Below are 14,739 nucleotides of genomic sequence, written 5' to 3'. Positions count from 1 at the left end.
TTTGGCGGTAATTGTCTGGCAGCATAGTTGTTTGTTTTAACTAAGTGCCAAAATAAAGAAAACCAGTGTACTGCTGCAGGTCAGCAGACACAATTGAAACTTCTGGTCTGACCAATCATAACGAAGTTTGCCGGCAAACGAAAGCCCCCGACTGCCCTTCTGATCGAGCGTGATTTCTGGAATAATGGTGCCACTATTGATTAACCACAATCGGATACTTTATGCACGATTCTTCGTTGGCCCCTTTATTCAAGCAACATATTGATGTCGTTACCAAGCGCTATCAGAAAGCCATGGAAAACCATGACTTTGATCACCTGGTGATCCCGGCCGGCTCACAACATGGCATTTTCCTGGATGATATGTCCTATCCGTTTAAATCGAATTTCCACTTTAACAGCTTTGTGCCATTAGACGATCTGCACGACAGTGTTCTCATCATCTCTGCAGACGGTACGCGAAAGCTGTGTTACTACCAGCCAGTAGATTTCTGGCACTATGTGGCAGGCGACCCGGAAGGTTTCTGGGTAGAGCATTTTGATATTGTGATGACCCGCACCAAAGACGAGGTGCTTTCTCATATCCCGACCACTGGCAACGTTGCCTACATTGGTGAAATGGGCCGTCCCTTTGATGAAGACAATTTTGCAGCGGTTAACCCAGGTTACTTCATGAATGAAATTAACTGGCACCGCGCCATCAAATCTGACTATGAAGTTGAATGTGTTTCTCGTGCCAATAAAAGAGCTGCTTTGGGTCATATGGCTGCTCGCGACATGTTCTTCAAACAAGGTTCAGAGCTTGAAATCCATCTTGCCTACCAACTGGCTACCGGTCATACCGAACACCAACTTCCCTATGGAAGCATTGTTGCACTGAATGAGCACGCAGCGATTTTGCACTACACCTTATATAACAATAAGGCACCAGAGCAGTACCGAACTTTCCTGATCGATGCCGGTGCCCGATACAATAACTATGCCGCTGACATTACTCGTACTTATGCTTATGAGCAGAATGAGTTTGCAGAACTGATTGGTGATATGGATGCTCTGGAGCAACGTATCTGTGGCAAGGTTGCTATTGGCCAGTCCTATGTGGATTTACACATTGAAACCCATCACGAAATTGCCAAGCTACTTAACAAATACAAGTTCTGCGATATGTCACCAGAGTCTATGGTAGAAGCAGGTGTCACTTCGACCTTCTTCCCACACGGCCTTGGACACCATATTGGTCTTCAGGTCCATGATGTTGGCGGTCATCAGGCCAATGTAGAAGGTGATCCAGCACCACCACCGAAAGCACATCCCTTCCTGCGTAACACTCGTGATATCGAAGTGGGCAATATTCTTACCATTGAACCGGGACTTTATTTCATTGATTCATTACTAGGTGATCTAAAGCAGACCGAACATGGCAAATCTATTAACTGGGACAAGATCGAACAGTTTAAGCCTTTCGGCGGTATCCGTATTGAGGATGAAGTACTGGTTACTGCAACAGGACCACGCAATTTGACCCGCGAGCATCTGGACTAATTTCACTTGATGTCAGACACGACTAAGCTGGAACTTGCTGGTTACCGGGTGCCTCAACATAGTGTTGAGCACCCTTTTTCTTTTGAGGAAGTCATAAAAGGCAGTCGCTTCATCGCCAGAGTAGCTTTTACCCCGACGGTTGAGGATGCCAAGGCTTTTGTTAACCACTTTAATCAGACTGAACCAGACGCCACCCATCATTGCTGGGCCTATATTGTAGGTAATCCTGCCAGCACCACTTTGATTGCCTGCTCCGATGATGGTGAGCCAAGTGGCACTGCGGGTATGCCAATGCTTAATGTTTTACAACATAGTGAAGTTGGTGACATTACTGCTGTGGTAACTCGTTATTATGGCGGTACAAAATTAGGTACCGGCGGACTGGCCAGGGCCTATGGTGGATCAGTCAAGCAGGCTATGGAGCAGATAAAGCTTGGCTCTCGCATTTACACCGAGAAACTTGATCTAACCTGTGCTTATGAGCTACAAAAACAGGTAGAATACCTGCTCAAGGAAGCTCAGGCTGAAATAGTGGGTACCGATTTTGCAGAACAGGTGACCATTCGAGCTGAGGTACCATTAAATACCCTGCCCGAATTAGAAGCAGCACTAGAAGCCTATATTAACCGTAATCAAATAGAGGTAACCAAAGTTACATGTTAGCGTTAAAACATTTTCATATGAGTTTGGCGGCATTGACCGTACTAGGATTTTTGATTCGTAGTGTCTGGTTATTCAGAGGCAGCCAATTACTACAGAAAAAAATAGTTAAAATCCTGCCACATGTTATTGATACCTTCTTATTAGCCAGCGGTATCGTTCTGATGGTTCAGACAAAAATGTACCCTCATCACCAGCCATGGCTCACCGTTAAGATTCTATTGATCGTTACCTACATCTTTTTCGGTATTAAGATGTTCCATGCTACTGAAAGTAAAAAGCGCCTAATCTTTTTCATTTTGGCAATCGCCAGTATTTTTGCCGTTCTCTATCTTGCTCGCTTTAAACCATTGCTTTGGTAATTGAGGAGCTAACCATGATTGATCCTAAAGTGCTTGATGATATTGCCAATAAATTGTCCGATGCAATTCCTCAATCCGTTAAAAACACAGGTGATGAATTTGCAAAGCAGGCAAAGCAGATTCTACAGAGTCAATTAGCCAAACTTGATCTGGTCACTCGTGAAGAGTTCGATGCACAAACCAAAGTATTACAAAGAACTCGTTTGATGCTGGTAGAGCTGGAAAAAAAGCTGGCTGATATCGAGTCTAAACTTTAGTTTTTATATATGACAAAAGGAGCCATCGGCTCCTTTTTTATTACACCTAATACTACCTAAAAGTTGTTACACTTCTTACTCTGATGCCTCTATTGTTAGGCTTAACTCTACAGGCACTGGAATAATCGTTGCTTCCGCTTCTGAGGATCCTAGATGTACCTTCGCATAACCTATCACTGTATAGTCTCCTGGTTGTAGATATTCACCAGTAGCTGAAATTGCTCCAGTATCAGGATCCACATTATATAACTCTTGATCCCAAAGTGTTGGTGACCCAATTGTTTCTCCCGTGTACATAACCTCTACATACCACACTGCGCCGCAACCTGTTGTTGTAATTTCTGAACTATAAACCATGTCTCCATTCGAGTCGTATATTTCAATGACATCAAACCCACACCCGCCGAACTCTACACGCTCTGTTTTGAATCCAGTATTGGTCAACTTCATATCAAATGCTATTGGTTCCTTTTCCATGAAAACAGTCTTCTCTGGACCATAAGTGATATCCTGTGACCCCACTTCATAAGTTTTCATGGTTAACGAAGCAGATAGCTTAGTTTCTTCATCATCATTTTTACAACCTAATAACCCTAACACTACTACGCTTATGGCCAGTAATATTAAATTTTTCATATCACCCCCTTTTATCCATTAATACAACAAGTTACATCAGCTAAGATGCAGTTTCTACAACTCTTTTTGTTTGATGTTTACAGGTAGACGATTTGAAATTATGTTTGGTTACATTATTCTTCTTCCAGTGTTTTTATCTGGCTGGCATTGGCCCTGATTTTATAGACCTCTAAAGCCGAGATTTCTTTTTTGCGTGCTAGTTCTAAAGCCATTTCCGCCAAGGTAACCATTCCCTGTTTTTTTGCTATTTCATTGAGTTTGTTGATATCCAATGTCTCATTAATTTCGAGTGCTACTTCAGGTGAAATACTGAGTAACTCATACACAGATCGTCTGCCTGCTATGCCGGTATTAAAGCACTCCGCACAACCGGCTCCTTTATAAAACTTATCATTTTTTGCAGCTTGAATTTCTTTGCGAATTGATTCTGGGATTACTTCTTCTTCGAGACAGTGCGGACAGTTTTTCTTTACTAATCGTTGTGCCAGAATTCCAACCAAGGCATCTTTTAACAGATAAGGTTCAACACCCATTTCAATTAGACGCGTAATGGTACTTACTGCACTATTAGTATGCAGAGTGCTTAACACCAGGTGACCCGTTAATGAACTTTCTACAGCAATTTTAGCTGTTTCCCCATCGCGGATTTCTCCGACCATGATGACATCAGGATCATGCCGTAAAATATTTCTCAGCGCCCTGGCAAAGGTATAGCCTATCTTATGATTCACCGGGATTTGGGTTACGCCTTCCATCTTGTATTCCACCGGCTCTTCTACTGTAACGATGTGCGGGCCTTCTTTTACTTTCTCATTAATGGCAGCATAAAGTGTAGTTGATTTACCTGAACCGGTTGGTCCTGTTACTAGAAACATGCCATAACTTGAATGCAATAAATTCACGAATCGTTCCGTGTCCTTTTCATTGAAGCCAAGCTCCGTTATGTCACGCAACCCTTGCGAACTATCCAATATACGAATGACAACGCTTTCCCCATAAACGGTCGGCATGACTGAAATACGCATATCGATACTTTTTCCATTGCCGGCATATTCTATACGTCCATCTTGTGGTAATCGACGCTCTGATATATCCATACCACCAATAATTTTTATACGACTGACTAATGCCTGGTGTAATGACAAATTCAGTTTTCGAATAGGCGTCAGTGTGCCGTCCATTCTGTACAAGAGTTGTAGATGTTTCGCCCGTGGATGTAAATGGATGTCTGAAGCTCCTTTCTCAATCGCATCCGTTATGATTGATGCCATTAAGTTAATCACACCTTTCTTTTTACCCAAACTTTCAATTTCATTGGTGGCTAGGTTTTTACTGGCATCTATTCCTACTCGCTTCAGTTCGTTTAGCGCTTCTTTTTCGTTTTGAAATTGAACGATGCCACTTAAATATTCCAATAGATCTCGCTTGTTGGCTTTTAGTGGTTCAATGTTACAGCCCGCTATGAAGCTCAATACCTGCATCGCATCTATTTGTTGTGGGTTGGTAAAAGCTACTTCAAGATAGTTGTTTTTTTTGTATAACGGTAATGCCTGATATTTAAATAGAAGTTCCGGCGGAAATTTCCGCACCCATTTCTCATCTATTTCTATTGAACCCAAATCAATATCCCTGATTTCACCGGTGTATCGATCTTCTTCTTTGCCAAAGGTCGAACGACCATTTCCCTGCAGTATGTCCATATTAGTTATGTTGGCTTCTGATATAAGTATAATGAAAATGTTGTTATGATGCAGACGCAGTACTTTCCAGAGACCATTCTCTTTTTCACAGAAAACACACTGCCCGGTTATGGTAAATTTATCACTCATCTCTACCCGATAGTTGGAGTAGTTTAGATTGCCCGTTTCTTTCTGATATTCCTCGAGGCTTTCAAAAACAGGTTTTTGGATGACAATATATTGAGTTTCGGAGAATGGTGTTTTGTTATCTTCGGTAATAAATAACTGGTTTTCAAAATCAACCTGTTCTAGCTTTACATCCTGTAGTTTATTTTTCTTATCACATAAGACACTATTTGTTGTTTGCTCATTCGTTGAGCTTAGCGTCTTTTCCAGCAACAAATCAAAATTCATGTCCCCTCCCAGGTTGGCCCTCTTTCTACTCTTAATCTACGCTATTTTCGTCTTAGTTTCTTGATTAATATCAACTTTTCTTTGCTGTCCCAGCCAAATCTTTTACTTGCGTTTTGATTGTGATTATTTATTCTGAATGAATAATTATGCATGGACTGACATTATGATACTAATTGGCGGTAATAACGAACAACAACATATTCAATTGAATCCCAAAATGGCAAACCGTCACGGCCTAATTGCTGGTGCTACCGGTACCGGCAAAACGGTTACTTTACAAGTCCTTGCTGAGGCCTTTTCTAATATAGGAGTTCCTGTCTTTGCCGCTGATATCAAAGGTGATTTAAGCGGAGTTGGCAAAGCCGCGCTACCCCACCCCAAAATCTCAGAACGAATTGAAGCTATTCATATACCCGACTATAAATCTCGTCCTAACCCTGTTTTGTTTTGGGATGTTTATGGCAATCATGGTCATCCAATAAGAACTACTATTTCGGAAATGGGTCCCTTGTTACTCGCCAATCTTCTTGAGCTTAATGATACCCAGAGTGGTGTATTACATATTGCCTTTGACATTGCCGATGAACAGGGGCTTTTACTGCTCGACATTAAAGATCTTCGCTCGATGCTTAACTGGTTAAGTGATAACCGTCAGGAGGTCAGTCGTAATTACGGCAATGTGACCTCACAAACCGTTGCAGCCATTATTCGAAAGCTCCTGGTTCTTGAAAATTCTGGCGGCGATTACTTCTTTGGTGAACCCGCCTTAAACATCAATGACATGATGCGTTTAGACCCTAATGGTAAAGGCTATATTAATTTACTCTATAGCCGAGAATTGATGCTTAATCCAAAAATTTATTCCACGTTCTTGCTTTGGCTACTGTCCGAACTTTTTGAAGAACTGGATGAGGTTGGTGATGCTGACAAACCCCGCCTGGTCTTCTTTTTTGACGAAGCTCACCTGTTATTTGACCATGCCCCAAAAATTCTTTTGCAACGTATCGAACAAGTTGTTCGATTAATCCGTTCCAAAGGCGTTGGCGTTTACTTTGTCACTCAAAACCCAACCGATATTCCAGACTCTGTCCTTGGTCAGCTGGGTAACCGCGTTCAACATGCTCTACGCGCCTTTACACCGAAAGATCAAAAAGCCATTCGAGCGGCCGCAGAAACCTTTAGACCCAACCGTAAACTTAATACAGAAGAAGTGATTACTCAATTATCTGTGGGTGAAGCTTTAGTTTCGGTCCTCGATGAGAAAGGTCGACCCACCCCTGTAGAGCAGACATTAATATGCCCACCTTGTTCCAAGATAGGCCCACTCAATGATGATGACTGGAAGTCACTATTCACCAAATCTGTAATTAAAGGTGTTTATGACAATTCTATCGATAGACAATCAGCTTATGAAGTATTACTGCAAAGGGAGCAAGAGCTGGCTCAGCGTCAAGCTAATGAAATGAAAGAGGCAGAAAAAATCCGCAAACAGTCGAAACCCGCTCGACGATCAAATCGTCAGTCAATTGGCGAAGCCTTTACCAAAACCCTGGTTCGCACCATCAGCTCCGGGCTTGGTCGCAGAATTGTTCGTGGGTTGCTTGGTTCTATTCTTGGTAGTAAGTAACCACTAAAGTTTAACTTCCTGATAGCAAAAAGCCCATGGCGTGACATGGGCTTTTGGTTAATAGGGTTAGGTTAATCTTTTAAGAGGAAGGTTACTTTCATAACTACTCGAAACTTATCCACCTCTCCATCTTTTATGACAACCTGCTGCTCTTTTATCCATGCAGACTTTACCTGATCCAACGTTTTGTTTGCTCTTCTGATGCCTTGTTTCACGGCATCCTCAAAACTATCTTTTGAATCTGCAATAATTTCAGTGACTTTTGCTACTGACATAAATTCTCCTTTTTGTTTTTGATTCCTAAGTTATCTTACTCCTGCTGACTTCTATATCAATGATTTACAGCTCATTTCTGAATGTTTAACAATTGCGGCTTGTTATTTTTTTCAATTTGATGGATCTTGTAATCATTGTTTATAAGGTACCTACTTATATGGCTGACAGTCATCAAGCAAACTCATCTTTGTTTCATTGTGTTGATTCACCTTTCCTAATGCCGTTTGATGGTCAATTAGCCATCAATCAACTACAAACGTCTCCTTCATCAGCTCTAACTAAGGATGAATATAAGGCTCAATTACAGGTAAACTCTGATGCGCTCTATCATCTGCAACATAAGATGTTTGCTGATAATCGTTTTTCTGTTCTTTTAATTTTTCAGGCACTGGACGCTGCTGGTAAAGACAGCACCATCAGAAAAGTCTTCAGTGGGATAAACCCAGCTGGATTCCAGGTTCACAGCTTTAAACAACCCTCTAGTCAGGAGCTGGACCACGACTTTTTGTGGCGCACTAATAAAGCTCTTCCTGAGCGCGGCAGAATTGGTATTTTTAATCGCAGTTATTATGAAGAAGTGCTGGTGGTTCGAGTACACCCCAAATATCTGCTTAATCAACGACTACCTAATCTAACTGATAATGATATTTCTTCTATTGTGCATGATACCCATTTTTGGTCAGACCGGTTTCAGTCCATTAATTCTCATGAAGCTCACCTTGCTCGAAATGGCACCATGATTCTCAAGTTTTTCCTGAATGTTTCACAACAGGAACAGCACCGACGATTTTTGTCTCGTATCCACAATCCAGAGAAAAATTGGAAGTTTTCCAGTTCGGATATAGAAGAAAGTCAGCTATGGGACAAGTATCAACACGCCTACCAAGAAGCTTTAGCTAATACATCTCGGCACTGGGCACCCTGGTATATCATTCCCGCTGACAATAAAGCTGCTATGCGAGCCATAGTATCGCAACTGGTATTAGACAATATCTCTCGCCTCCCTTTGCAGTTTCCAAGTCTGTCTGACGAAGATCAGGCCGCTCTACCTGCCTATGAAAAGATCTTAAATGACAGTGTTGATAAGTAAGTACTTACTTTTAATTAATATTCCATCATAAAAAAGAAAACCGCCATATGGCGGTATTCTTTTAAAAGTCTGAGTTTAAATTTAAATCATATTACACGTCGAGGTTCGAGACCGATAACGCATTACTTTCAATAAACTCACGTCTAGGTTCTACCTGATCACCCATCAGTGTGGTAAATAACTGATCAGCCGCAACAGCATCCTCAATGGTTACCTGAAGCATACGTCGACTTTCTGGATCCATGGTAGTTTCCCATAACTGCCCAGGGTTCATCTCACCTAGTCCTTTATAGCGTTGAATCGCCTGACCACGTCGTGCTTCACCCATCAACCAATCAAGAGCATCCTTGAATGATTCTATTTCCTGGATTTTCTCTCCACGCTTCACGAATGCACCTTCTTCGATTAAGGTCTCCAGTTTTTCTCCAAGTAGTGATATCTTTTTGTAATCACTGGAGGCAAAGAAGTCTGTTGACAGTAAGTATTCACTTTCAACACCATGATGGAACATTGTGAAGTGTGGTAGATAGTGCTCTAATTCATTATCCTTACGCAGGTTAAAGATAAAGCGTACTGCACCGCTCTTCTGATCTTTATTCAGTTTTACTGACAGAGTTTCCATCCACTCTTTAACTTTTGCCTCATCTTTTAAGTCATCCGTTTTTAAGGTTGGATGATAGATCATGCTGTTAAGAATATTTGATGGATACAAACGACCCAGGCGACGAATTGTAGTTTGAACGTCCCTATACTCATTGACCAGACGCTCAAGTCCTTCGCCACTGATTGGCGGTGCATCTTTACTCACATAAAGCTCAGTATTGTTCAGTGCCAATTGCGTTAAGTAGTTTTCTAACGCTTCATCATCTTTTAGATATTGTTCCTGCTTACCTTTTTTAACCTTATATAAAGGTGGCTGCGCGATATAAATATAGCCTCGCTCAATAAGCTGAGGTACCTGACGGTAGAAGAACGTCAATAACAGAGTTCGAATGTGTGCACCATCTACGTCCGCATCGGTCATGATTATGATTCGATGATATCTTGTTTTATCGGCATCAAACTCTTCACGGCCGATTCCGCAACCCAATGCAGTAATCAAAGTACCTACTTCCTGTGAGGATAGCATTTTATCGAAACGGGCTTTTTCTACGTTTAGAATCTTACCTTTTAGTGGCAGAATAGCCTGATTCTTGCGGTCGCGACCCTGCTTAGCTGAACCACCCGCGGAGTCACCCTCCACAATGTAAAGTTCTGATAAGGCCGGATCTTTTTCCTGACAGTCAGCGAGCTTTCCTGGCAAACCTGCGATATCAAGAGCACCCTTACGACGTGTCATTTCGCGAGCTTTTCTCGCCGCCTCTCGCGCTCTTGCCGCGTCGATCATCTTGTTCACGACAGACTTAGCTTCACCCGGGTTTTCTAAAAGGAAATCTTTCAGATGTTCACCCATTGCCTGCTCTACTGCTGTCTTCACTTCACTGGAAACCAGCTTATCTTTAGTCTGTGAGCTGAACTTTGGATCTGGAACCTTAACCGAAATAACAGCAGTTAAGCCCTCTCGAGCATCATCACCCGTGGTGTTAACCTTACCTTTCTTGTTGTAGCCTTCATTTTCCATAAAGTTGTTAAGACCGCGGGTCAAAGCTGCGCGGAATCCTGCAAGGTGAGTACCACCATCGCGCTGCGGGATATTGTTGGTAAAGCAGAAGATACTTTCCTGGAAGCCGTCATTCCACTGCATAGCCACTTCAACGGTGATGCCATCTTCTTCACGCTCATGGGTAAAGTGGAAGACCTTTTCATGAATTGGGGTTTTCTTACTATTCAAGTATTCAACAAAGGCCTTGATACCCCCTTCATACATGAAGTGATCCTGTTTACCAGAACGCTCATCAGCCAGACGTATGCTAACCCCGGAGTTAAGGAAAGATAATTCACGCAGTCGTTTGGCTAGAATATCGTAGTGATACTCTGTGTTTGTGAATGTCTTATTGCTGGGTTTAAAGCGTATTTCAGTACCAGTTGTCTCAGCATCACCTACCACTTCTAATGGTGCCTGTGGCTCACCATGGACATAAGTCTGCTCGTATCGCTTACCACCACGACGGATCGTCAGCTTTAACTCTTCTGACAAGGCGTTTACAACAGATACCCCTACACCATGCAAACCGCCTGACACTTTATAAGAGTTATCATCAAATTTACCACCTGCATGGAGTACGGTCAGGATTACCTGAGCTGCTGAAACCCCCTCTTCTTCATGAATTTCAGTAGGAATACCACGTCCATTGTCTTTAACAGATACTGAATTATCACTATGGATGGTCACATAAATATCTGTACAGTGGCCAGCCAAAGCTTCATCGATGGAGTTATCAACCACCTCAAACACCATGTGATGCAAACCAGTGCCATCATCGGTGTCACCAATGTACATTCCTGGACGCTTACGAACAGCATCCAAACCTTTCAATACCTTAATACTGGACGAATCGTAACTGTTATTTTCCGACATACGGATTCCTTATGATGTTCTATATGAGCTTATTGCGCATTCACTTAGAGGCCTCTATCGCTGTAACGGCCCCGTGTTCCACGTGGAACAACTTGGCATTATTATACCTGTTTAGGAGGCTTTTGAGAGGATCTAAATGCACGCAAGTGATAAATATCTGTTGGTTCTCTGGTTGCTGAGCTAGGAAATCTAACAGCATTCTTTGGTGCTTTTCGTCAAGCTCAGCTCCAATATCATCAAGCAAAAAAACAGGATACTGCTGGCCTCGCTGCTGTGCAAGGCTTAATTGAGCAAGCTTTAAAGCAGTAGTTACAAGCTTTTGCTGACCACGAGAAAGGTAGTCTGCCGCAAGCTTTTTACCAGACATAATTTTAATATCTGCTTTCTGAATCGTGGACTGGGTATAACCGAGTCTCTTGTCTTTGTTATACTGTTCTTTTAGAAGAGCAGCCAGGTCATTACCTTGCCAGCCTTGGTAAAAAGCGAGAGAAAGCTTAACTTCAGGTAAGAATTTGCCTGCGATTTGTTTAAACAAGGGAGTTAAAAGATCAATGTATTGCTGACGGTAATGTGAGACTTGTTCGGAAAGAGGCACAAGCTGCTGATCCCAGACCGAAAGCTCCTGATAATTACGACTGGTTTTTAACAGCTTGTTTCTCTGCAATATCAGTCGGTGACAACTTTGCCAGCGTTTGAGGAACGAATGTTCCACGTGGAACACTCCCCAATCCAAAAGCTTGCGTCTTCCACTGGGACCCTTGGTCAATAATTCATAGTGTTCTGGAGCGAGTACTTGTATTGGGGCCAGGGCAACTAAATCACTCAGCTTTGTAAGAGGCTCCTGATCAAGACGCATCTTGACGTCATTATTTCGAAACCGTTGAATCCCTAATCTGTGCAGAACATTATATGCATTGAGTTCACCATACAGGGTAAATGAGTCCTGCTCATGGTGAATTAATTTACTGTGACGACTGGTACGAAAAGAACGACCATGCCCAAGAATAAACAAAGATTCAAGAATACTTGTTTTTCCAGCGGCATTATCCCCGTAGATTATATTAAGCTGGGGAGAAAAATGCAGCCTCAAGGGCTGCAAGTTTCTGAAGTTCTGAATAGATAAGGATTGGATTTGCATCTAGGATGCTGAAAATACGATTAGGATTTATAGACGCATCGGCATAACAACGTACAAACTTTCGCCGCCATCCACTTCTTCAATTAAGGTGCTGCTGTTAGCATCTATAAAGGTCAACTTAACTTGCTGAGTTTTTATAGTATTCATAACGTCAATCATGTAACTGACATTAAAGCCAATCTCAAGATCGGAACCCTGGTATTCAACACCGAATTCAACTTCAGCTTCTTCCTGTTCAGGGTTATTGGCATGCAATCTAACTTGTTCGTTAGATAGCATAAAACGTACCCCTCGGAATTTTTCATTACAAAGAATGGAAGCTCTAGATAAGGATTCTTTGAATAGTTCGCGATCGGCTATAACAACTTTGTCACCATTGCGTGGCAATACCTTGTCGTACTCTGGGAAACGTCCGTCAACAAGCTTAGAAGTAAATGAATAGTCGGCACCGATAACTTTAATATGATTAGAGCCAAGGTTAAGGGTAACTTTCTCTTCGCTGTGTTCTAGCAGACGTGCCAGCTCGGTAACACCTTTGCGAGGAATGATAGCGCTAATTTTATCTTCTGTATCGATTAATACTTTAGCACGAGAAAGTGCCAGACGATGGCCATCGGTAGCAACAGTCGTTAAACGGTCATTATCAAACTCAAACAACATACCGTTGAGATAATACCGAACATCTTGCTGGGCCATTGCAAACTGTGTTTTCTCAATCAGGGTTTTTAGTACTTCCTGAGTCAATTCCAGAGATGCGAGACTTGCCGTTTCATCAAGATTAGGAAACTCATTTGCAGACATAGTAGATAGGCTAAAGCGGCTGCTAGGAGTAATTAACTTAAGACGTGTTTCTGACTGTTCAACCTTAACATTTTCGCCATCACCGAGACTGCGTACGATATCAAGCAGTTTTCGGGCCGGAACTGTGATTTCACCAGGCTCAAATTCTCCTTCAAGTTCAACCTGTGCTTTAAGCTCTACTTCAAGGTCTGTCGCAGTAAGTGATAACTTACTATCATCAACAACCATTAAAACATTAGATAGAACAGGAAGAGTTTGTCGCTTTTCTACAGCACCACTGACCAATTGAAGTGGCGCCAGCAATTGATCCCGGCTTATGGTAAAACGCATAGAGACACCTTGTTATTAGCTGGACAGAGTCCTTAGTAAATTGGAAAAGTCTTCTTCAATATCGATGCTTTCGCCTTTAAGCTGCTCTATCTTACGACAGGCATGTAAAACCGTAGTATGGTCCTTTCCCCCAAAAGCATCGCCGATTTCGGGTAGGCTATGATTGGTGAGGTTTTTCGCCAATGCCATAGCCATTTGTCGAGGTCGAGCAATAGACCGACTCCGTCTTTGAGATAATAGATCAGAAACCTTGATCTTGTAATAGCTGGCAACAGTTTTTTGTATGTTTTCAATAGAAATCAATTTGTCCTGAGCAGCAATCAAATCTTTAAGAGCGTCTTTAACAAAATCCAGGGTAATAGCCCGCCCAGTAAACTGGGCATTCGCAATGACACGTTTTAACGCCCCCTCCAGCTCACGAACATTAGAACGTATGCGTTTAGCGATAAAGAAAGCAACTTCATTAGGTAGCTCGATTTTAGAGGAATGAGCCTTGCTCATTAAAATTGCCACTCTCGTTTCAAGTTCGGGTGGTTCAACTGCAACAGTCAGGCCCCAACCGAATCTAGACTTAAGACGCTCTTCAAGGCCCTCAACCTCTTTAGGAAATCTATCACAGGTGATAATAACCTGCTTGTTCTTTTCGATCAGGTTGTTGAAGGTGTGGAAGAACTCTTCCTGAGTACGGCCTTTATTAGCAAAGAACTGGATATCATCAATCAGTAGGGCATCAACAGAGCGGTAAAAGTTTTTAAACTTGTCCATCGTTCCGGTCTGTAGTGCTTTAACCATATTGGCCATAAACCGTTCAGAATGCAGATAGACAATCCTGGCATTGGGCTTTTGTTCTAAAATGGCATTACCCACAGAGTGCATCAAGTGGGTTTTACCCAAACCTACGCCACCGTAGATAAACAAGGGGTTATAAGCTTCACCTGGATTTTCGGTAACCTGCTGCGCAGCTGCGCGAGCTAACTGATTTGATTTACCTTCAACAAAATTACTAAAAATAAAGTTAGGGTTAAGATTGTTCTGTTGGAAACCTGAAGGTGCTTGTTCAGTTTTGGCAAATGTTGTTGAGCGAATCTGGTTGGAGGTATCTACACTGGCACCATTAGAAGTAGACGATGCGGCAGAAGTAGAGCTGCTTTGCTCTACGGCCTGGTTTAAGTTACCCACATGCAGTGAAATTTGTTTTTGAGAAGAAGAGTCTTTCTGTTCAAGGTATTCATTAATACGATCCAGGTATTGCTGACGAATCCAGTCAACGAAAAAGGGATTCGGTGCATACAAAGCCATTTCCGAATCTGTTTCCTTGACTTGAAGAGGTTTGATCCAAGTGTTGAATTCAGTAGCAGATAACTCTGACTGCAATTTCTGTAAACAACTCCGCCACACATTACCCATCAT

The 14,739-nt window shown here is 42.2% G+C and carries 13 protein-coding genes; 6 read left to right on the top strand and 7 right to left on the bottom strand.

What is annotated here, in order from left to right:
• Window positions 1-221 precede the first annotated feature (221 nt).
• The 4 genes from pepQ to CW740_RS00050 are packed head-to-tail and all read left to right on the top strand — an operon-like array spanning window position 222 to window position 2,820.
• Entirely contained in the window at window positions 222-1,541 is a 1,320-nt protein-coding gene (gene pepQ, locus CW740_RS00065) for a Xaa-Pro dipeptidase (protein WP_106645637.1), read from the top strand.
• A 9-nt stretch (window positions 1,542-1,550) separates the two neighbouring features.
• Window positions 1,551-2,204: a YigZ family protein gene (locus CW740_RS00060; protein ID WP_106645636.1), complete on the top strand. Its 654-nt coding sequence runs from the start codon at window positions 1,551-1,553 to the stop codon at window positions 2,202-2,204.
• Window positions 2,198-2,563, top strand: a complete 366-nt coding sequence (locus CW740_RS00055; RefSeq protein WP_106645635.1) for a SirB2 family protein — start codon at window positions 2,198-2,200, stop codon at window positions 2,561-2,563. Before CW740_RS00060 ends, CW740_RS00055 begins: the two co-directional genes overlap by 7 nt.
• Before the next feature lie 14 nt (window positions 2,564-2,577).
• The gene (locus CW740_RS00050) at window positions 2,578-2,820 is read left to right on the top strand and encodes an accessory factor UbiK family protein (protein ID WP_106645634.1); all 243 of its coding nucleotides are present in this window, start codon (window positions 2,578-2,580) and stop codon (window positions 2,818-2,820) included.
• 75 nt (window positions 2,821-2,895) lie between these two features.
• Here the strand turns inward: CW740_RS00050 and CW740_RS00045 are convergent, their stop codons facing one another.
• On the bottom strand, window positions 2,896-3,456 hold the full coding sequence (locus CW740_RS00045; protein WP_106645633.1) for a hypothetical protein: 561 nt from the start codon (window positions 3,454-3,456) through the stop codon (window positions 2,896-2,898).
• Between the two features lie 113 nt (window positions 3,457-3,569).
• The gene (locus tag CW740_RS00040) at window positions 3,570-5,549 is read right to left on the bottom strand and encodes a GspE/PulE family protein (protein WP_106645632.1); all 1,980 of its coding nucleotides are present in this window, start codon (window positions 5,547-5,549) and stop codon (window positions 3,570-3,572) included.
• Between the two features lie 163 nt (window positions 5,550-5,712).
• On the opposite strand from CW740_RS00040, the gene CW740_RS00035 reads away from it, so the two are divergent.
• Complete coding sequence (locus CW740_RS00035; protein WP_106645631.1) at window positions 5,713-7,176, top strand: helicase HerA-like domain-containing protein; 1,464 nt, start codon at window positions 5,713-5,715, stop codon at window positions 7,174-7,176.
• Window positions 7,177-7,247: 71 nt separating this feature from the next.
• Here CW740_RS00035 and CW740_RS00030 read toward each other — a convergent pair whose 3' ends face one another.
• On the bottom strand, window positions 7,248-7,451 hold the full coding sequence (locus CW740_RS00030; RefSeq protein WP_106645630.1) for a dodecin family protein: 204 nt from the start codon (window positions 7,449-7,451) through the stop codon (window positions 7,248-7,250).
• A gap of 158 nt (window positions 7,452-7,609) precedes the next feature.
• Here CW740_RS00030 and CW740_RS00025 point away from each other — a divergent pair, with 158 nt between their 5' ends.
• Entirely contained in the window at window positions 7,610-8,542 is a 933-nt protein-coding gene (locus tag CW740_RS00025; protein ID WP_227523868.1) for a PPK2 family polyphosphate kinase, read from the top strand.
• Between the two features lie 91 nt (window positions 8,543-8,633).
• On the opposite strand, the gene gyrB is transcribed toward CW740_RS00025, so the two are convergent.
• Genes gyrB through dnaA form a run of 4 tightly spaced genes read right to left on the bottom strand, consistent with a single transcriptional unit; the run spans window position 8,634 to window position 14,739 of the window.
• A complete protein-coding gene (gene gyrB / locus CW740_RS00020) occupies window positions 8,634-11,060 on the bottom strand; it encodes a DNA topoisomerase (ATP-hydrolyzing) subunit B (protein ID WP_106645628.1) in 2,427 nt (808 codons plus the stop codon).
• Window positions 11,061-11,100: 40 nt separating this feature from the next.
• Window positions 11,101-12,198 (bottom strand): DNA replication/repair protein RecF, encoded by a 1,098-nt coding sequence (gene recF / locus CW740_RS00015; RefSeq protein ID WP_106645627.1) that lies wholly within the window; start codon window positions 12,196-12,198, stop codon window positions 11,101-11,103.
• 27 nt (window positions 12,199-12,225) lie between these two features.
• Window positions 12,226-13,329: a DNA polymerase III subunit beta gene (gene dnaN / locus CW740_RS00010; RefSeq protein WP_106645626.1), complete on the bottom strand. Its 1,104-nt coding sequence runs from the start codon at window positions 13,327-13,329 to the stop codon at window positions 12,226-12,228.
• Between the two features lie 15 nt (window positions 13,330-13,344).
• Window positions 13,345-14,739, bottom strand: coding sequence for a chromosomal replication initiator protein DnaA (dnaA, locus tag CW740_RS00005; RefSeq protein WP_106645625.1), 1,395 nt, complete (start codon window positions 14,737-14,739; stop codon window positions 13,345-13,347).

The organism is Kangiella profundi (assembly GCF_002838765.1).
Lineage (GTDB): Bacteria > Pseudomonadota > Gammaproteobacteria > Enterobacterales > Kangiellaceae > Kangiella > Kangiella profundi.
Note: the sequence above shows the minus strand (reverse complement) of the source record. Positions and strands in the feature narration are given on the sequence as shown.